Origin of the sequence: Hwanghaeella grinnelliae (assembly GCF_004005845.1) — a bacterium.
GTDB lineage: Bacteria > Pseudomonadota > Alphaproteobacteria > UBA8366 > Aestuariispiraceae > Hwanghaeella > Hwanghaeella grinnelliae.
Genome location: NZ_SADE01000003.1, coordinates 375,675 through 393,339, shown reverse-complemented (window position 1 = coordinate 393,339; position 17,665 = coordinate 375,675). Strand labels below are relative to the sequence as shown.

The 17,665-nt window shown below is 61.2% G+C and carries 17 protein-coding genes; 9 read left to right on the top strand and 8 right to left on the bottom strand.

All coding sequences use genetic code 11. The features are described 5' to 3' along the window. Nucleotides 1-25 precede the first annotated feature (25 nt). Genes EOI86_RS18820 through EOI86_RS18800 form a run of 5 tightly spaced genes read left to right on the top strand, consistent with a single transcriptional unit; the run spans nt 26 to nt 5,586 of the window. Nucleotides 26-1,009, top strand: a complete 984-nt coding sequence (locus EOI86_RS18820) for an ABC transporter permease (RefSeq protein WP_127767148.1) — start codon at nt 26-28, stop codon at nt 1,007-1,009. A 26-nt stretch (nt 1,010-1,035) separates the two neighbouring features. Next, on the top strand, nt 1,036-2,004 hold the full coding sequence (locus EOI86_RS18815) for an ABC transporter permease (protein ID WP_127767146.1): 969 nt from the start codon (nt 1,036-1,038) through the stop codon (nt 2,002-2,004). A gap of 40 nt (nt 2,005-2,044) precedes the next feature. After that, nucleotides 2,045-3,775, top strand: coding sequence for an ABC transporter ATP-binding protein (locus EOI86_RS18810; protein ID WP_127767144.1), 1,731 nt, complete (start codon nt 2,045-2,047; stop codon nt 3,773-3,775). Nucleotides 3,776-3,819: 44 nt separating this feature from the next. Then, nucleotides 3,820-4,566: a creatininase family protein gene (locus EOI86_RS18805; RefSeq protein WP_127767142.1), complete on the top strand. Its 747-nt coding sequence runs from the start codon at nt 3,820-3,822 to the stop codon at nt 4,564-4,566. A gap of 57 nt (nt 4,567-4,623) precedes the next feature. Then, a complete protein-coding gene (locus EOI86_RS18800) occupies nt 4,624-5,586 on the top strand; it encodes an alpha/beta hydrolase (RefSeq protein ID WP_127767140.1) in 963 nt (320 codons plus the stop codon). Nucleotides 5,587-5,595: 9 nt separating this feature from the next. On the opposite strand, the gene EOI86_RS18795 is transcribed toward EOI86_RS18800, so the two are convergent. The 4 genes from EOI86_RS18795 to EOI86_RS18780 all read right to left on the bottom strand — a co-directional run bounded on the left by EOI86_RS18795 (nt 5,596) and on the right by EOI86_RS18780 (nt 9,505). Then, on the bottom strand, nt 5,596-6,429 hold the full coding sequence (locus tag EOI86_RS18795) for a sulfite exporter TauE/SafE family protein (RefSeq protein ID WP_127767138.1): 834 nt from the start codon (nt 6,427-6,429) through the stop codon (nt 5,596-5,598). Between the two features lie 67 nt (nt 6,430-6,496). After that, nucleotides 6,497-7,633 (bottom strand): NADH:flavin oxidoreductase/NADH oxidase, encoded by a 1,137-nt coding sequence (locus tag EOI86_RS18790; protein WP_127767136.1) that lies wholly within the window; start codon nt 7,631-7,633, stop codon nt 6,497-6,499. 58 nt (nt 7,634-7,691) lie between these two features. Next, nucleotides 7,692-8,828: a CaiB/BaiF CoA transferase family protein gene (locus EOI86_RS18785; protein ID WP_127767134.1), complete on the bottom strand. Its 1,137-nt coding sequence runs from the start codon at nt 8,826-8,828 to the stop codon at nt 7,692-7,694. After that, nucleotides 8,825-9,505, bottom strand: coding sequence for a DUF4286 family protein (locus EOI86_RS18780; RefSeq protein WP_127767132.1), 681 nt, complete (start codon nt 9,503-9,505; stop codon nt 8,825-8,827). Before EOI86_RS18780 ends, EOI86_RS18785 begins: the two co-directional genes overlap by 4 nt. A gap of 144 nt (nt 9,506-9,649) precedes the next feature. On the opposite strand from EOI86_RS18780, the gene EOI86_RS18775 reads away from it, so the two are divergent. Further along, a complete protein-coding gene (locus EOI86_RS18775) occupies nt 9,650-10,435 on the top strand; it encodes an SDR family NAD(P)-dependent oxidoreductase (RefSeq protein ID WP_127767130.1) in 786 nt (261 codons plus the stop codon). A gap of 13 nt (nt 10,436-10,448) precedes the next feature. Here the strand turns inward: EOI86_RS18775 and EOI86_RS18770 are convergent, their stop codons facing one another. Further along, nucleotides 10,449-11,585: an endonuclease/exonuclease/phosphatase family protein gene (locus EOI86_RS18770; RefSeq protein WP_127767128.1), complete on the bottom strand. Its 1,137-nt coding sequence runs from the start codon at nt 11,583-11,585 to the stop codon at nt 10,449-10,451. 205 nt (nt 11,586-11,790) lie between these two features. Here EOI86_RS18770 and EOI86_RS18765 point away from each other — a divergent pair, with 205 nt between their 5' ends. Next, the gene (locus EOI86_RS18765; RefSeq protein WP_127767126.1) at nt 11,791-12,459 is read left to right on the top strand and encodes a hypothetical protein; all 669 of its coding nucleotides are present in this window, start codon (nt 11,791-11,793) and stop codon (nt 12,457-12,459) included. A gap of 108 nt (nt 12,460-12,567) precedes the next feature. Here EOI86_RS18765 and EOI86_RS18760 read toward each other — a convergent pair whose 3' ends face one another. Continuing rightward, a complete protein-coding gene (locus EOI86_RS18760) occupies nt 12,568-14,046 on the bottom strand; it encodes a VPLPA-CTERM sorting domain-containing protein (RefSeq protein ID WP_127767124.1) in 1,479 nt (492 codons plus the stop codon). Between the two features lie 118 nt (nt 14,047-14,164). Here EOI86_RS18760 and EOI86_RS18755 point away from each other — a divergent pair, with 118 nt between their 5' ends. Beyond that, nucleotides 14,165-15,127 carry an EamA family transporter gene (locus EOI86_RS18755; protein ID WP_161973900.1) on the top strand — a complete coding sequence of 321 codons (963 nt, stop codon included), beginning with the start codon at nt 14,165-14,167 and terminating at the stop codon, nt 15,125-15,127. Nucleotides 15,128-15,144: 17 nt separating this feature from the next. On the opposite strand, the gene EOI86_RS18750 is transcribed toward EOI86_RS18755, so the two are convergent. Together EOI86_RS18750 and EOI86_RS18745 are read right to left on the bottom strand one after the other, a co-directional pair. Beyond that, nucleotides 15,145-15,651, bottom strand: a complete 507-nt coding sequence (locus tag EOI86_RS18750; protein ID WP_127767120.1) for a PAS domain-containing protein — start codon at nt 15,649-15,651, stop codon at nt 15,145-15,147. A gap of 11 nt (nt 15,652-15,662) precedes the next feature. Then, nucleotides 15,663-16,253, bottom strand: a complete 591-nt coding sequence (locus EOI86_RS18745) for a hypothetical protein (RefSeq protein WP_127767118.1) — start codon at nt 16,251-16,253, stop codon at nt 15,663-15,665. Nucleotides 16,254-16,525: 272 nt separating this feature from the next. Here EOI86_RS18745 and cuyA point away from each other — a divergent pair, with 272 nt between their 5' ends. Beyond that, on the top strand, nt 16,526-17,596 hold the full coding sequence (cuyA, locus tag EOI86_RS18740) for a D-cysteate sulfo-lyase (protein WP_127767116.1): 1,071 nt from the start codon (nt 16,526-16,528) through the stop codon (nt 17,594-17,596). The last annotated feature ends 69 nt before the right edge of the window (nt 17,597-17,665 follow it).

Genomic DNA, 17,665 nt, shown 5'->3' with positions numbered 1-17,665 from the left:
CGCGCAAGCAGAGTTCGTGGACACAATGATCTCTTTTATTGCCGGGCGTTTCGCCCAATCGATAGTCGTCATGTTGACCGTCGGATTGATCGCCTTCGCGATGTTCCGCTTCGTCGGCGACCCGATCAACAACATGGTTGGCCAGGACACGACCGCCGAACAGCGCGAGCAGCTGCGGGAACGCCTTGGCTTGAATGATCCCTTCTATGTCCAGTATGCCCGTTTTGCGTTGAATGCGGTGCAGGGTGAATTCGGACAATCCTATTTTCACCGCCGCCCGGTTTCCGAACTGTTGGTGGAACGCATGCCGGCGACCCTGGAACTGTCCTTGATCGGGGCGGTGCTGGCACTTGTCGTGGGGGTGCCGGCCGGTGTCTACACCGCCCTGAATCGCAATGGAATTCTGTCCAATCTGATCATGTCCGGCTCGCTGCTCGGTGTTTCAATCCCCACTTTCCTGATCGGTATCATCCTGATTCTGGTTTTCGGTGTGGTCTGGCGGGTTCTGCCGACATTCGGTCGGGGCGATGTGGTGGATCTCGGCTGGTGGACCACCGGTTTTCTGACCGCCAGCGGTTTGAAGTCCTTGATCCTGCCTTCCGTCACGCTGGCGCTTTTCCAATTGACCTTGATCATGCGCCTTGTGCGCGCGGAGATGCTGGAGGTCCTGCGGACCGACTTTATTAAATTCGCCAAGGCGCGGGGAATTCTGACCCGGTCCATCCATTTCAGCCACGCCTTGAAGAACTCCCTGGTGCCGGTGATCACCATTACCGGTTTGCAATTGGGCTCTATCATCGCCTTCGCGATTATCACGGAGACGGTGTTTCAATGGCCGGGCATGGGGTTGCTTTTCATCCAAGCGGTGCTGGAAGTCGATATTCCGGTCATGGCGGCCTATTTGGTCGTGATCGGCTTCGTCTTCGTCTTCATCAACTTCATCGTTGATATTCTTTATTTCGTCGTTGATCCCCGCCTGCGCGCCGACCGCGCGGGTTCCGGTCATTGACGCTTGGTGTGCCGGGGCCGACCGATATGAATTCAAAGTCAAACCAAACTTACGAAGTCGCCGCCAAGGAGCGGACCGGACTGGCCGACGTGCTTCGACGGTTCTTCGACAGCGACTTGTGGTTCAGTTTCCGCCATTCGCCGGTTGCGATCATCTCCATGGCAGTCTCTATCCTCATCGTTTTTTCGGCCATCTTCGCCCATTGGATCGCCCCAACGAACCCATTCGATCTGGCGCAGATCGATTTGCTGGATTCGGAAATTCCGCCGGTCTGGCTGCCGGATGGCGACAGCCGGTTTCTGTTGGGGACCGACGACCAGGGGCGGGATATCTTTTCCACCATTCTCTACGGGTCTCGGGTTTCGCTTCTCGTCGGTTTCGCTTCCGTCGTCTTTGCCATGGCAATCGGCATCCCATTGGGGCTGATCTCCGGCTATTACGGCGGTTATGTCGATGCCGTCATTATGCGGATCGCCGATGTGCAGCTTAGCTTTCCGGCGATCCTGATCGCCTTTCTGATCGATGGCGTGGCGCGCGGGGTGTTGCCGCGTGCCGTGCATGACGAGATGGCGCTTTACGTCCTGGTTTTCGCGATCGGGATATCGGGCTGGGTGCAATATGCGCGCACAGTGCGCGGTTCCACCATGGTCGAGAAGAACAAGGAATACGTCCAGGCGGCCCGTGTCATCGGTATCCGCCGTGGGACGATCCTGGTGCGGCATATCCTGCCTAATGTGCTGGGGCCGGTTCTTGTGATTGCGACGATCCACCTTGCGCTCGCCATCATCACGGAAGCGACGTTGAGCTTCCTTGGCGTCGGTGTGCCGGTGACCTCGCCGTCATTGGGAACGCTCATTCGCGTCGGATACGATTTCCTGTTCTCCGGCGTCTGGTGGATCACGATCATGCCGGGTGTGGCGCTGATCATCTTGGTTTTGGCTATTAATATGGTTGGGGATTGGTTGCGGGACGCCCTCAATCCGAAGCTTCGGTGACGAAGCCGTGCTGCGTCTGTTGAGCGGAAGGTTTTAGAGTATGGCCCTGCTGGACATCAAAAATATCCGGGTCGATTTCCCGACACGTCGCGGCGTGTTCACCGCGGTGGAAAATGTGACGCTTTCGGTGAATCCGGGCGAAATCCTGGGATGCGTCGGCGAGTCGGGGGCGGGGAAGTCGACCATTGGGAATACCGTGATCGGCCTGCTGGAACCGCCGGGCCGTATGTCGGAAGGCGAGATCGATCTGGACGGGAAACGGATCGACAATCTGCCCTATGAGGCGATCCGCAAGATCCGCGGTCGACGCATCGGGATGATTTTTCAGGATCCGCTGACATCCCTGAACCCGCTGCAGACGATCGAACGGCAGTTGGTGGAGACGATCACCACCCATCTGCCTTTGAACGAGGGCGAAGCACGGCAAAAGGCCGTCGACCTGCTCGACCGCGTCGGCATACCCGAGGCGGATATTCGCATCGGGCAGTATCCGCATCAATTCTCCGGCGGCATGCGGCAGCGTGTCGTCATCGCGCTGGCGCTATGCGCCGATCCGGAAGTGATCATCGCGGATGAACCGACCACCGCGCTGGACGTATCGATCCAGGCGCAGATCCTGGACCTGATGCGCGAACTGTGTCGCGAACGGCAAGTGGGGATGATCATCATCACCCACGATATGGGCGTCATCGCCGACATCACTGACCGTGTGGCGGTGATGTATCACGGCAAGGTGGTGGAAGAAGGGCCGACGCAGAAGATCCTCGGCAATCCGGACCATCCCTATACGCAAAGTTTGATCAGTGCCGTGCCGCGCCCGGATGTGCGGCTTAAACGCTTCCCCTTGGTCGAATATATCGAAAGCGCCGGCGAGGCCCGCAAGGAATTGGATGTCGCCAATCATTGGCTTGGGAAGGCCCGTGATTTCGAAGCCATGGATGGGCCGCTGCTGACGCTTGAAAAGCTGCATATGCGGTTTGTCACGCGGAACGCCATCTTGCCGCGGGACCGGCGTTACCTCGATGCTGTGAAAGATGTTTCCTTCGATATCAAGCAGGGCGAAGTCTTCGGACTCGTCGGCGAAAGCGGCAGCGGCAAGTCCACCGTGGCGCGGATGATCGCAGGGCTCTACAAACCGACCGGCGGCAATATCTTCTTTGCCGGGGGTGAATTGACGGCCCTGCGGACCGAGCGGGAAAAAGACCGCTATCGGCGGCAGATGCAGATGATCTTCCAGGATCCGTACTCGTCCTTGAACCCGCGCATGCGCGTGCTCGACATCGTCGCGGAACCGATCCGGTTCCATAACCTTGCCGACGACCGCAAAGAAACGGAAACCATCGTGCTCGATTTGTTGGAACATGTCGGTTTGGGTGCCGCGGCGGCAGTGAAGTACCCGCATGAATTCTCAGGAGGGCAGCGTCAGCGCATCTCCATCGCCCGCGCACTCGCGACCCGGCCGCGCTTCCTGATCTGCGACGAGCCCACCTCGGCGTTGGATGTTTCCATCCAGGCCCAAATCCTGAATCTGCTCAAAGATCTGCAGCAAGAGCTGGGCCTGACCATGATGTTCATCAGCCATGACTTGCCGGTAATCCGGCAGATGTGCGACCGCGTTGGCGTGATGCGGCACGGGCAGCTTTGCGAGGTGGCGGAAACCGAAGAATTGTTCGAAAATCCGCAGCACGAATACTCGAAACACCTGCTCGATCTGATGCCGAAGCTGGACGTATTGTCGCATGAAGGGCTGGAGGTCGAGCAGACCAAATAAGACCGGGAAATACAGCCGGTGATACTCTAGGGAAGGGATAAACGATGCGGTTGCAATTGGCGACATGGCAGGAGGTGGATGCCTATCTGAAGGAGTGCAACGGCATCATCATTCCCATCGGGTCCACGGAACAGCACGGCCCTATGGGTTTGATCGGCACCGACGCCCTGTGCCCGGAAGTGATTGCCGACCATGTCTCGGCGGAGGCCGGCATTCTGGTCGGTCCGACCATCAGTATCGGCATGGCGCAGCATCACCTTGGCTTTTCCGGCAGTGTCACGCTGCGCCCGACAACCCTTATTGCCATGATCAGGGATTATGTCCTGTCCCTGTCACGAAACGGGTTTGAGAGGTTCTATTTCCTGAACGGCCATGGTGGAAATATAGCCACGTTGAACGCTGCCTTCGATGAAATTTACGCGGAACGCAGCATGCAGCGCGGATCGAACCAGCCGGGCCTGCGCTGCCGTCACAAGGACTGGTTCGCCTTTCCGGCCGCGCGCCGGATCTCCAAGGAATGTTTCGGCGACCGGGAAGGGTCGCATGCGACGCCGTCGGAAATCTCGATCACCCAGTATGCCTATCCGGACGCCATCAAATCCATGCCGGAAGACCGCGCGGAAAAACCTGTTCGCCATTTCACAGATGCGGACGACTATCGCGCGCTGTATCCCGATGGCCGGATCGGCGCGGACAGTTTCCTTGCCTCGCCCGAGGTGGGCGAGCGCCTGGTGAAGGAATGCGCCAAGGAAATCATCGAGGATTTCAACGGCTTCGTGGCGCAGCCCTGATCCGGCCCTGTTCCGGAAGAAGTTCTGAAATAAGTTTGAAAAAATAGAGATAACCTCATGAGCTACGATCCCCGTTTGCATCCTCAAATCGTTCAGGTGTTCGAAGCGATGAAGGCCGCCGGCGTGCAACGCGTCGAGTCCTTGACCCCGGAAATGGCGAGGCATCAGCATCGCCGCATGGCCCGGGCGCGGGTCGAGCCGGAAATCGAACTGGGCCTGATCGAAACCTTCGCCATCGATGCGCCGGGCCGTCGTATTCCGGTCCGGATGTATCACCCGCCCGGTTTCGAGGATGCCGGACCGCTGCCCGTGCTGTTTTACTTCCATGGCGGGGGGCATGTGATCGGGGATTTGGATACGCATGATCGGGCGGTTCGCGCCTTGGCCAAGAAGGCCAACTGCCTGGCCATATCCGTGGACTACCGGAAAGGGCCTGAAAACCGCTTTCCCGGTGCGGTCGAGGATTGTTTCTTCGCGACCAAATATTTTGTCGACCGGGCGGAACGCTATGGCATTGACGCGGACCGGGTCGCGGTCGGCGGCGACAGTGCGGGCGGCAATCTTGCTACCGTGGTTGCCTTGATGGCGCGGGACCAAGGCGGCCCGAAGATCATCTTTCAGCTGTTGGTCTATCCCGTCGTTGATTACCGGGGCGGGTATCCTTCTTATAAGGAATACGGCAAGGGCTTCGGTATTCTGGAGGAAGAGACGGTCGACTATTTCCGCCGCGGCTATCTCGCCGATATGGCGCAACTGGAAGACTGGCGCGTGTCACCCATTCTGGCTTCCAGCTTCGAAGGACTGCCGCCGGCGATCATCCAACTCGCGGAATTGGACGTGCTGCACGACGAAGGTGTTCTCTATGCCGAAAAACTACGGGAAGCGGGCGTGCCGGTGGAAGTGAAGGAATACAAAGGCCAGATTCACGCCTTCTATACCTTCACCCATATGGTCGACGATGCGCATCGGGCGCAGGACGATTCCGCAGAGGCACTGAGAAAGGCTTTCGGAACCGCATAGTCGGCTTATCTATGTGGTGAGGATGCTGACCAGAAACCGGATGCTCATGAACATCAACAGGCAGCCGAAGGCGATTTCCAACGCGCGGCGCGATAGGGCATGCGCGACCTTCACGCCGAAGGGGGCTGCAAGGATGCTGGCGACGGAAACGATCGCGGCCCCTGGCAGATTGATATAGCCGACGGAAAGCGGCGGGGTGCCGACCGCGTCCCACCCGGCCCAGATGAATCCGGCCACGCCGGGAATACCGATTAACGGACCGAAGCCCGACGCCGTGCCGATGGCCTGATGGATCGGCCGGTTGAACAATTTCATCATGGAGGACACGAAGACGCCGCCGCCGATACTCATCAAGGTGGAGGCGAAGCCGACCACAGCGCCATAGATTGGGCGGAACAATCCGCGCGGAATGTCCTCACCGAGTTTCCAGCCCTTGTGGCCGAAGAACATCTGGAAGGCCATGATCGGCGCGATGCAGACCCAAACGCCCTTCATCACGTCGCCGTCCGCATGCCGGGCCAATGTCGACCCGGCCATCACGCCCAGGACGACATAGATGCCCATGGATTTGATCACCTCCATGTCGACCGCGCCGCGCTTCTTATGCGCTGAGAAGGACCGCAGCGCCGTCAGCAGCATGACCACCAAAGCGGTGCCGACCGAAACATGCATCCGGACCGAATCCGGCACGTCGAGCGCGGAGAAAAGCTCGAACAGGACGATGACCGCGATGCCGCCGCCGCCGATCCCGAACAATCCCGCCAGGAAGCCTGTGGCGACGCCGCCGCCCAAAAGGGCGGCGACAAGCAATACGATTTCATCTGGCGAAGCGGTGATTTCCATAGGGGCTTACATCTCCAGAAGCGGCCCGATTATCCATAAACAGGGCCGCATATGAACCGGGCGGCCGTTATGACCGTTGGTCGGTTGTAACCCGCGGTTCGCGAGTCAGGCCAAAGGCTTCCGGCCAGGCTTGCGGCTTGCAGCGTGCGAATTGCGGCGGATAGTCCGCATCGGCGCCCAATTCGAAAGCGGCGTGCCAAGCCCAGCGGGGATCATACATCACGCCGCGGGCCAGCATGACGAAATCGGCCTTGCCTTCGGCGATGACGGATTCGGCCAGATGCGGATCGTTCAGCATGCCGACCGCCATGACGGGGATGTCGATCGCCGCCTTCACCGCAGCCGCCATCGGCACCTGATAGGCCTTGCCGACGGTAATCTTCTGGCGCGGGTCGACACCGGCTGTCGTGATGTCGATGAAATCGCAGCCCCGGTCCTGCAACGCCTTGGCATAGACGATCGTGTCCTCGACGGTCGATCCGCCTTCGACCCAATCGACCGCGCTGATGCGGATGCCCAGCGGCTTGTCTTCGGGCCAAACGGCGCGCATCGCGTCGAAAACTTCCAGCGGGAAGCGAATGCGGTTTTCGACGCTGCCGCCGTATTCGTCCGTGCGTTGGTTCGAGAGGGGGGAGAAGAATTGGCTCAACAGATAACCGTGGCCGCCATGCATCTCCACCACATCGAAACCGGCGCGGGCGGCGCGAACGGTCGCGTCCGCGAATTCCTGTTTCACCTGGGCAAGGCCCGCATGATCCAGTTCCTGCGGTACGTGCCAGTCTGGCGCATAGGGAAGGGCCGATGGCGCGACGGTCTGCCAAGCGCCTTCCTCGGCCGTCAGCGGCGTGCCGCCTTCGCCGGGCGGACGCGTGCTGGCCTTGCGTCCCGCATGACCAAGCTGAATGCCCAGTTTCGCGACGCCGTATTTGTGGCAGAAGTCGACGACGCGTTTCATGGACGCTTCCTGTTCGTCGTTCCACAACCCGGTGCAGAGTTTGGAAATTCGTCCCTGTGCGGAAACGCCGGTCGCCTCGGTGAAAATCAGACCGGCCGCGCCCATCGCGTATTGACCCATATTCATCAGATGCCAGTCGCCCATGACGCCGTCTTCCGCGTCGCAGGCATATTGGCACATGGGGGAGACGACGGCGCGATTGTTGAAGGTTTCCCCGCGAAGGGTAATCGGGCTGAACAATTTGCTCATCTTGGGCTATTCCTAAAACTGTTGTTAAGGGTTTGTATCAGGCCTGTCCGGCGGGGCGTCAGTCCGCCTCTTCGCCCAGGAATTCGTGATTGCCTTCGCCTAGTGCCGGGGCGGATGCTGCCCTAGGCCCGGCATTGCGAAAGGCTGGGGCAAGCGGAGTGGCAAGCGCCGGCATTTCCGCCGCGCCGTCCACCACGCTCCGTGTGAACAACTCGCGCTTTTTGAATTGCGGGTGGTCCATCGCCTCGTCCAAGGTCAGTGCGATGGTGGCGCAGACGTCCTGTCCGGTGAAGGCTTGCCGCCAATGGTCGGAGTCCTTGGCGCGGATGCACGTGGCGACGGCCTCAATCACGGCGGCGGGGTCGCGGCTGTCGTCCCACAATTCCCGAGGCAGGTCGATGATGGCGCAGAAATTTTCCCAGAACTTCTGTTCGATCGGCCCGGCTGAGACATAGCGCGCGTCTGCGGTCTCATAGATCTGATAGCGCGGTGATCCGCCGGAAAGCAGCTCACCTCCCGGCCGCGCGACTTTGCCTGTCGTGCCCAGCATCGCCTGCGCCCACCAGTTCCAGGCGAGAAGCCCGTCGGTCATGGCGATATCAAGATAGGCGCCTTCGCCGGTCGCTTCGGCCTGCCGCAGGGCGAGCAGAATGTTGATCACCGCTGGCAGGGTGCCGCCACCGATGTCGGCGATCAGCCCCGGCGCCAGGACCGGTTTGCCCGTATCGTCGCCCCCCAGCATCAGCAGTCCGGCATTTGCCAGATAGTTCTGGTCGTGCCCGGCCTCGTCCCGCAATGGGCCGTTCTGGCCGTAGCCGGTGATCGAGCAATAGACGATCGCCGGGTTGATCTTCGCCATCGCGTCATAGCCCAGACCCAGCCTGTCCATCACACCGGGGCGGAACTGTTCGATGATGACGTGCGCGCTTTTGATCAGGGGGCGCAGCTTTTCCACCGCCTCATCCGCCTTCAGATCGACGGCGATGCAGCGCTTGCCCCGGTTCAGGATTGCGTAATTCGCCGATGTTTCCCCGAAGCGGGGCACATAGCTGCGCATTTCCTCGCCCTTGCCGGGACGCTCGACCTTGATGACCTCCGCCCCTGCATCGGCCAGGATCAAACCCGCCATGGGCCCGGGCAGCAGGGTGGAGAAGTCCAGTACCCGCACACCGGCAAGGGGCTGGCGCGCGGTCATGCCGGTTTGTTCCGGTCCACGACCGACCGGTCGACGCCACAGACGAAACGGTACATGCCGGTATTCACGAAACGGGGCGGAATGTCGGCGCTTTCCAGGGCATGGGGCCCAAGCGCGCCGTGCAGCGCTTCGTTTGCGGCTTGCTCATCCAAACAGGCAGCGTTGAGGAACAGGGTGATCGGCGGGCCCTTGGTCTCCGCCGGTTTCGGGCCGCCCGTGGGCGCCAGCGGTTTCATCAGGAACAGGCCGACCGTTCCCGCCGCTTCCGACGCGACCGGCAGCACCGTTTCGATCAGCCGGTCGGCGACTCTGTTCACTTCCTCGGCCGGAATGGAAATCCGCATCGAAATCGCGATCTGGGCCCAGCCTTGACCGTATTGATAGATCTGTTCGGCGACGCAGCGGTCAAAGTTCCGGAACTGCGGCATGATCTGCATCGACCATTCCGTCGGGTTTTCCAGAATGTGCTTATAGGACGGGCTGGTCAGAACCTCCGGGCTTTCGGTGTCGTAAAGCGCGAAATATTTCGGTGAACCGTGAATGGCCACATAACGCCGCGCATTGTAGAAGCCCGGCACCATGGCGCGTTCCAATAGGTGTTCGGTATTGTACCACTCGTTGAAGTCCGCCTCGCCTGCCTGGTCGAAATCGACCCAGGTCGCCAACATTCCTTGCATTCACCCCTCCCGTTTCCGGTTTGTCCCACTTTATCCAACCGTTCAGATCTTTGTCTTTGTCGGGACTGGTTGTCCATACACCGGCACCGCGCCAAAATCCCCATCAACAAATTGGATTAATATCAAACTGCGGGAGGCATCGGTATGTCGGGAAAAAGGATAACGGTCGTTACGGGCGGGGCAAGTGGCATAGGGGAGGCAACCGCCCTGAAACTGGGCGCTGCCGGGGATAAGGTGTTTGTCGCGGACGTCAACAGGCAGGCCGCCGAAGACGTTGTGGCGCGGATTTCCGCCGCCGGGGGGGAGGCCTTGGCCAAAACGCTCGACGTTTCGGACGACGCCGCGATCGAAGAGGTCTTCGCCCGGATCGCCAAGGACCACGGGGCCGTCAGCGTCTTGGTGAATTCCGCGGGCCTGGTCCAAAACGCCGAAACCGTCATCAACATGGATATGGAACAGAACGACCGGATCTGGGCCGTGAACTATCGCGGCACGCTGCAATGTTCCCGCGCGGCGGGCCGGCAGATGAAGGAAAACAAGGGCGGCAGCATCATCATGATCGGGTCGATCAATTCCTACCGCCCGATGCCGCTGGCCGCCTACAACCCCGGCAAGGTGGCAATCAAGGGTTTGATGGAAGTGATGGCCGCGGAACTCGGTCCCCACAAGGTGCGCGTCAACGGCGTCGCCCCCGGCTATACGATGACGCCGGCGATCCAGTCCCGCATCGACAGCGGAAAGCGCGACCCCCAGGCCATTCTGGACATGCAGGCCTTGGACTATTTCATCCAACCGGGCGACATTGCCGACGGTATCCACTTCCTATGCTCGGACGCGGCGAAAGCCATCACCGGCGTCTTGCTGCCGATCGATGCCGGTTGGCTGACGGCGACAACCTACAACACCTATCCGGCCGTTCCTGACGCGTAAGGGGCCAGCTTCCTCAACTTCTATTCGTCGAGGGACCTGTTTTGGAGGCACCCGGATTCGGGACGTCGGTGTGATCGGCACCCTTTGCGTCGGCGATGTCGTCAGCCTGGGCCCGATCGTCCCGGTCGGTCACCGGCCCTTCCTGTTCGGCGCTGCGCCCCGGTGCATAGGTCAGCCGGGTCAACAGGGGCAGATGATCGGACCCGATTGGCGGCAGCCGGGTGATTGACCGCAGGGTGAAATCATCGCTGTGGAACAGATGGTCCAGCGGCCAGCGCATCAGCGGATAGTCCGCGTGGAACGTGTTGAACATGCCGCGACCGATGCGCGGATCCAGAAGGCCGCTGATTTTCCGAAACAGCCGTGTCGTGGTCGACCAGGCGACGTCGTTCAGGTCACCGGTGACGATGGTAGGAAGACGGTCGCCCTTGGCAATGCTGCGGGCGACGACGACAAGCTCCGCGTCCCGTTCGGCCGATTCCTGGTTTTCTGTCGGGCCGGGTGGGGCCGGGTGCAGAAAATGGAAACACACAGCGGCCCCGTTGCGCAGTGTGATCTGTCCATGGATGGACGGCACATCGTCTTCGACAATGAAGTCAACCTTATGCGCGGTGATCGGCAGCCGGGAATAGACATGCATGCCGTACAGATTGTCCTGCGGGCATTTGACCGCAAACGGCATTTCGTCCTGCAGCGGGTCCAGTTGTTCTTCCCACCAAGCGTTCGTTTCCAGCGCGACCAGAACGTCCGGCCGATGCTGACGCACCAGCGCGATGAGGGCGTCGGCCTTCCGGTTCGACTGTAGAACATTGGCGGTCAGGATACTGATCCGGCTTCCATCATCGGCCCCGTCAGCGCCCCCTTCCGCGTCATCCTCGGCTTGTTTGACCTCCACCGGCCAAAGCCTTGTATAGGGCAAAAGCCACCACAGCAGCCAGATCAGACAGGGCAGTGTGACGGCAATGGCCCCAAGTTTCAGCGCGCCCATGGGCAACAGGAAGACCTGCGCCAACAGCAGCAATGCGCCGGCGACGGCCAATTGCAGGCGCGGGAAATCCAACCCCCGCACCAACCAATGCGGATGCCGCCAAAGTGGCAGCAGGGTGAGGGTGGCGAAAAGAACGGTTAAGAGGGCAATGGCAATGGTCATGACAGTTCAATGTGGAAGCGGGCGCGTGGCAAGGCAAGCGTTAGGGGCAGGCGTTGGGGGTAAGCGTTTAAGCAAGTGTTCGGAACAAGCATTTGCGCCAAGCACCCGCCTGCAGCTTATAGTGGCCAAATTCAGTGGGTTCCGGTAGTTTTCCGGTTCGGCAGCAATACCGGCATTCGGAGCGTTTTGGGGGAGTACCGGGGGAATGCGTTCAAGACTGTCCTCGGCCGTTCTGGCCGCCTGCATCAGTGTGGGCCTGATCGTGCAACTGACCGGCTGCGCCAGCCCCGACGACCCGGCCCGCCAACCGCTTCTGTCGCTGGGGGAGGTTCAACGCTTTACCTGGCAGCCGGAATCCATGCCCGAACTTGGAACTGTGAAAGTCGGCACCTCTCTTATCTCCGGGCGGGGAACCGACGAAATGGTTCGGGTGATTACCCTTCACCGCGCGGATGGGGAGGAATTCCCCACCAAGGAAGAAGGCGATGATGAGCGTATCGTCCTGCCCATCGTGCGGGAAATCGTCGACGCGCATTATTGTCCGGATTCCGGCTTGGGCCGTGTCGCGGCTGCCCGTTATGTTAAGACCTATCTGGACCTGAACGACATTCTGACCGCCTTTTTCGGCCCGCCCCTGCCGGGAAACGGCTTGGCGCCTGAGGACAATATCGTCTTCCTCAGCTCCGACCGCACCTATACGCGGCCGCAGAAGCTGAAAGTCGTCTACGTCACATGTCAGCGCGGCACAGCCCATGAGCTACGCAAGACAGTGGGCGATCCGCCGAACATGATTACCGTGCCGCAGACCGGTCAGGGGTCTTATGAAACCGTCCATAAGCAGGCTCCGCTGTCCGGTCCTTTGCAGACGTGGTGAGGCTGAGGCACCAATAAAAAAAAGCCCTGATATCGGGAAGGAAAAAGCCGGGTGCAGACAGTCCTGCACCCGGTCCCATCAGATCTCTTCGGTGTAGCGCCGATGCGTTTACGCTTGGTTACGTTGCCGCGAAGCGACGCCGAGCCCCACAAGCGCCGTTCCGAACAGAAGCATCCCCGCCGGAAGCGGTACCGCCGCGACCAACCCGTCGAGATCGAGCGTCCTGTCCGCGAACCGGAAGCTTTCCCAGGAGAGCAGCCGCAAGACCGCTTCGCCGCCATTGCCCAGCACGCTCAACAGCAATTCGCCGTTGTTCAGGGAAACATCGACGATGTCGGTGCTCAGCAGCCCCAGGAAGGAGACAGTGTCGAGCCCGTCCCCGCCATCGAACAGCGCGCCGCCGGCGAACAGTCCGATATTGTCGTCGAAGTAGTCGACCTCGAAGACGAGTTCATCCGCCGCCGTGCCGAAATCGGCGCCCCCGACGATCTCGCCGCCCTTCAGGTTGACCAGCTTGTCCGTGCCTTGGCCGAGGTAAAGCGCCAAACCCTCTGTGCCGACCAGTGTACCCGCATTGAAGATCTCCTGGCCCGCCATGTCGCCGTCATCGGTATTCACCGCGATGGTGCCGGTGATCAGGCCGCGGTTCTGGATCGTGGAGGTCGCTGCGCCCGGATCGTAGTCGATGGCGGAGTTGGTGGTGGAGCGGATGGTCCCTTCGTTATAGATCGTGCCGCTGTCGATATCGATGGAGTCCTGCGCCTCAAGCCCCGGGTCGGCATCCAGGTCCGCCTGGGTCTGGGTGTTCTCGATGGTGCCGTAGTTTTCGATATACGCGCCTTCGCCGACCTGGACCGCATCGTCGAAGCCCTCGATCACGCCGCGATTGATGATCGTGGCGTTGTCCTCGGCCTCGATCCCCTCATTCGTCGTGGAGCGGATGATGCCCGTCGCCTCGTTTGTGATGCTGACAAACTCGCCATTGGCGTCGATCGTTTTCTTGACGGCAGTAATGGTGCCGGCGTTTTCAACGGTCAACCCGTCGCCACCCTGAATGCCTTCATCCCCGGCCTGGATCAGCGCGCCGGCGTTGTTCTCCACGAACAGGCCCGCACCGCCGCCGACATTGATGGCGCGGTCTTCGGTGATGATGCTGCCATTGTTCAGGACCCGCACGCCGTCGGCATCCTCGTCTGCTTCGTTCTCGCCGACGATGCCCTGGTCCACCGCCGTAATCGTGCCGTTATTCTCGACCGTCAGGCCGTCGCCACCGACAATGGCTTCGTCACCGCCGTTTATGGTGCCGGCGTTGTTTACCCTGTTGTTGTCGTCTTTCAGCTTGATCGCGTCTTCGCCGGAAGCGGTCGTGTCGATCACCGCGCCGGACAGCACGTCGACGATCACGTCCTTGCTGCCGTCGTCCAGGAACCGCGTTTCCACGGCGTCCGGCCCGTCGAACACATCGGTCGCTGTACAGGTCACCGTATCGCCGCCGCCCGGCGAAAGATCGTCGCAATCGGCAAGAGCCAAATTCGGAAAGGAAAACGAGACAACCGCAATCGCGGTCGTCATCAAAAGACGTTTCATGGTTACCCCCAAAAGCCAAGTAATGGGCTTGTGTAGACAGATAACGTTGCGAGAATGTGACAGGCGCCGGGGCAGGGGTTAACCGCTGTTGATGCGCGCCGGAAAGCAGGGGATGCGCATGACCGTTTACGGAACGGCAACATTGTCCGGCCCGGCGGACGGCCGGGGTATCGGGCACGCGGTCGGAGCGGCGGCTGCCGGTTTCGGGCGATTGCCGCCGACGGCGCTGATGCTGTTCTCCCTTGTCTCCGTGCAGGTCGGTGCGGCCTTGGCGACCATGTTGTTCTCGGCATTGGGGCCGGTCGGTACGGTCTTTTGCATCTTCATTTCCGCCGCCGTCATGCTCACCTTGTGGAGCCGCCCGAAACTGTCGGATGCTTTCGCGGACCGGCGCGCCTTCACCCTCGTTCTCGCCTTCGGTTTCGTGCTGGCCTTTATGGAGCTGCCCTTCTTCCTGGCCATGCAATACATCCCGCTGGGGATCACGGCGACCATCGCCTTCCTCGGCCCGCTGGCCATTGCGACGATCATGTCCCGGCGCCTCATCCATTTCCTGTGCATCGGCATTGCGTTGATCGGCATCGCCCTGCTGACGCCCCTGAATTTGGGGGAGGGGGCGTTGTTCGGGAACCACTCCGCGCTCGATATGCGGGGCGTGGGGTTGGCCGGTTTGGCCGCCATCGGCTGGGCCTGTTTCGCGCCCGCCAGCCAGAAGGCGGGCAAGGTCTTCGGCGGCTTGAAGGGATTGACGCTCGGCATGTGGGCCGCCGCCTTCATGGCACTGCCCTTCGCGGTGATGGAAGGCAGCCTGTTCCAGGCCTCCGCATCCGGCCTCGCCAGCGCCTTCGCGGTCGGCCTTTTGACGACCGTCCTGCCGCTGGGGCTTGAATATCAAGCCTTGCAACGCATGTCGGCCCGCGCCTATGGCATCCTCCTGACGCTGGAGCCCGCCATCGCGGTCATGGTCGGCGCGCTCCTGTTGGGCCAGGGCATCACGCTCACCACCTCCATCGCGGTCGCCTGCGTCACCGCCGCCGCGGCGGGGATTACCTTGTCTGAGATGCACGGTGGGCGCGGGTAAGGGCCGGCGCTTTCCGCCTACTTGGTCCAATCTAGATTTTCGCGTCGGTCAAGGTCGCGGGGATTGGGGTCCTGGTCGACGATGTCGACGGCGCCGACGATCATGTCGACAGTCCCGCCATCGCTCGACAGCGGCATCAACAGAACCTCGGTCTTGATCCAATCCTTGGCGACGAACTGGACGATCTCCCGAACGGCCTTAGGGCTCTTGTCCGCGACCGTTTCACGGTAGGTCCGCAACACCCTGTCCGTATTCGCGCCATAGAGGCTTTCGTCCAGGACACGGCCTGTGGCGTCCCGGTTCGCGATCTTGGTGACCGCGGTGCCGATCAGGCGGTAGCGAAAGCGGGGCGGCGCGCCGATGACGTCGACCAGTATGATATGGGGCAACAGCGCCGGAATATGCGCCGGGTCAATATCGGCGCGTGCCGGCATCGCCCGCTTTCCCTTCAGCGCCAGCCAATGGTCGCGAAAGGCGCGGAGAATGGGGCTCGTCACGCCGGAAGGGTCCGCTTCTGTTATCATCCGCGCCGTGTCTATTCGATATACGCGACCAGGTCCGACTGCATGTAAGCGGGCAGAAAGGCCTTGAACCGCGCCGTATCCGCCACTGCCTTGTAACGGTCTTCGGCATTGGTCCGGTACGGCGTCAGGGTGACCTCCCGCGCTTGGGCAAAGGCGACGATCTTTCCGCTATCCCCCGGAACGCCGAAGGCGATGCCGGCCGCGTGCTTGTCATGGCCCGGCGGATAGAGCCGCGCGGCATAGACCAGCCAAGGGCTCTCCGCCATGTCGAAATGGCATCCCGGTTCCAGGTTGAAGACCGCGATAGGGATCGCCGCCGTCGGGGCCGTATCCTCGGGCTCCGCGCCGGCCATCCGGACCACCCCGAAGGGACAATCCGCGCCCTCCGCCCGCGCCGTGAACGATCCGCCGCCGGTTGCGGAAAGGGTGATGCCGGCTTCCTCGAAATAGGGGGCCGTGACGATGGTTTGGGCAAGCGCCTCGGGCATGTCCGCCCAAAGGTCGGCCTCGGTATAGAAGCGGTCTTCCGACTCGAAACAGCCGGTCAGGGCAAACAGGCTGAGAATAACGGGAAGCAATGCAACAGGCCCGCGCCGTCTCATCGGAACCTCCATCCGCTATGCCGCGAACCGCCCCCCAAAAAAGTCGATCTGGAGCCAAGGTCGATCCGTAAGCAAAACCATTAGCATTTACGTATATACCATAGGAGGAGGCGTGCCGATTTGCCAGCGCGGTGAAATCATTGCGTGTCGAGACGTTGCGTCTCCGTTCCCAGGCCATATGAAAAATACGGCGGCCCGGCGATATTGGCGTTATTCAAACCGGCTGTAACGCGGTAGCCTAGGCCGAATGATGGCAAAGGAGAGAGACCCCGATGAACGCGACGGACATAACCGGCGGCAAGACCGAAACGACCCTTCCCTTGGTTAAAAAGGCCATTGGGAAATTCCCGCGCCTGTCGCTGGGGCATTTCCCCACGCCGCTGGAGCCGATGGACCGGTTGAGCGAGTGGCTCGGCGGCCCGCGCATCTGGGTGAAGCGGGACGATTGCACCGGCCTTTCGTCCGGCGGCAACAAGACGCGCAAGTTGGAATTCCTGATGGCCGACGCGCTGGAAGGGGGTGCCGATACCGTCATCACCCAGGGCGCCACCCAATCCAACCATGCGCGCCAGACGGCGGCGGCCTGCGCCAAGCTCGGCCTGGAATGCCATATCCTGCTGGAGGATCGGACCGGCTCCAACGACCCGGCCTATACCCTCAACGGCAATGTGCTGTTGGACCAATTGCACGGCAGCACCATCGCCAAACGCCCCGGCGGGGCAGACATGCAGGCGGAAATGGAAGCGCTCGCCGAGGATCTGAAAACTCAAGGCAAAAAGCCCTACGTCATCCCCGGCGGCGGCTCCAACCGGATCGGCGCGCTGGGCTATGTGAATTGCGCGGCGGAACTGGTGGAACAGGCCGCCGCAATGGACTTGAAGATCGACGCGCTCGTTCACGCCACCGGCAGTTCGGGCACGCAGGCAGGCCTCGTCGCCGGCTTGGCGGCGCTGGAAAGCGACATCCACCTGCTCGGCATCGGCGTGCGCGCGCGGAAGGAAAAACAGGAGAGCATGGTCCATGACCTGGCCTGTAAGACGCTCGATTATCTCGGGACGGGTGAAGAAATCGACCGGGCCGCGGTCCGCGCCAATTGCGACTATGTCGGCCCCGGCTACGGCATGCCGACGGAAGGCATGAAAGAAGCCCTCAAAACCCTCGCCCGGCTGGAAGGCCTGCTCTTCGACCCGGTCTATAGCGGCAAGGGCCTGGACGGCCTGATCGACCAAACCCGCAAAGGCTATTTCGACGGCATGGACAACGTCGTCTTCCTCCACACCGGCGGCAGCGCTGCGCTCTTCGGCTACCCGGATATCTTCGATCTGCCGGGGTATCGGGCATAGGCGTACGCTGGACCGCGATATCAAAAGAAAACGGGCGGCCGGGATGTTTCCGGCCGCCCGTATGGTGCT

Coding starts and splice junctions, on each gene's coding strand:
- EOI86_RS18750 (WP_127767120.1), bottom strand. CDS start 15,651: ATGATAACAGAAGCGGACCCTTCCGGCGTGACGAGCCCCATTCTCCGC.
- EOI86_RS18805 (WP_127767142.1), top strand. CDS start 3,820: ATGCGGTTGCAATTGGCGACATGGCAGGAGGTGGATGCCTATCTGAAG.
- EOI86_RS18795 (WP_127767138.1), bottom strand. CDS start 6,429: ATGGAAATCACCGCTTCGCCAGATGAAATCGTATTGCTTGTCGCCGCC.
- EOI86_RS18780 (WP_127767132.1), bottom strand. CDS start 9,505: ATGCAAGGAATGTTGGCGACCTGGGTCGATTTCGACCAGGCAGGCGAG.
- EOI86_RS18755 (WP_161973900.1), top strand. CDS start 14,165: ATGACCGTTTACGGAACGGCAACATTGTCCGGCCCGGCGGACGGCCGG.
- EOI86_RS18770 (WP_127767128.1), bottom strand. CDS start 11,585: ATGACCATTGCCATTGCCCTCTTAACCGTTCTTTTCGCCACCCTCACC.
- EOI86_RS18745 (WP_127767118.1), bottom strand. CDS start 16,253: ATGAGACGGCGCGGGCCTGTTGCATTGCTTCCCGTTATTCTCAGCCTG.
- EOI86_RS18820 (WP_127767148.1), top strand. CDS start 26: ATGATCTCTTTTATTGCCGGGCGTTTCGCCCAATCGATAGTCGTCATG.
- EOI86_RS18800 (WP_127767140.1), top strand. CDS start 4,624: ATGAGCTACGATCCCCGTTTGCATCCTCAAATCGTTCAGGTGTTCGAA.
- EOI86_RS18815 (WP_127767146.1), top strand. CDS start 1,036: ATGAATTCAAAGTCAAACCAAACTTACGAAGTCGCCGCCAAGGAGCGG.
- cuyA (WP_127767116.1), top strand. CDS start 16,526: ATGAACGCGACGGACATAACCGGCGGCAAGACCGAAACGACCCTTCCC.
- EOI86_RS18775 (WP_127767130.1), top strand. CDS start 9,650: ATGTCGGGAAAAAGGATAACGGTCGTTACGGGCGGGGCAAGTGGCATA.
- EOI86_RS18790 (WP_127767136.1), bottom strand. CDS start 7,633: ATGAGCAAATTGTTCAGCCCGATTACCCTTCGCGGGGAAACCTTCAAC.
- EOI86_RS18810 (WP_127767144.1), top strand. CDS start 2,045: ATGGCCCTGCTGGACATCAAAAATATCCGGGTCGATTTCCCGACACGT.
- EOI86_RS18760 (WP_127767124.1), bottom strand. CDS start 14,046: ATGAAACGTCTTTTGATGACGACCGCGATTGCGGTTGTCTCGTTTTCC.
- EOI86_RS18765 (WP_127767126.1), top strand. CDS start 11,791: ATGCGTTCAAGACTGTCCTCGGCCGTTCTGGCCGCCTGCATCAGTGTG.
- EOI86_RS18785 (WP_127767134.1), bottom strand. CDS start 8,828: ATGACCGCGCGCCAGCCCCTTGCCGGTGTGCGGGTACTGGACTTCTCC.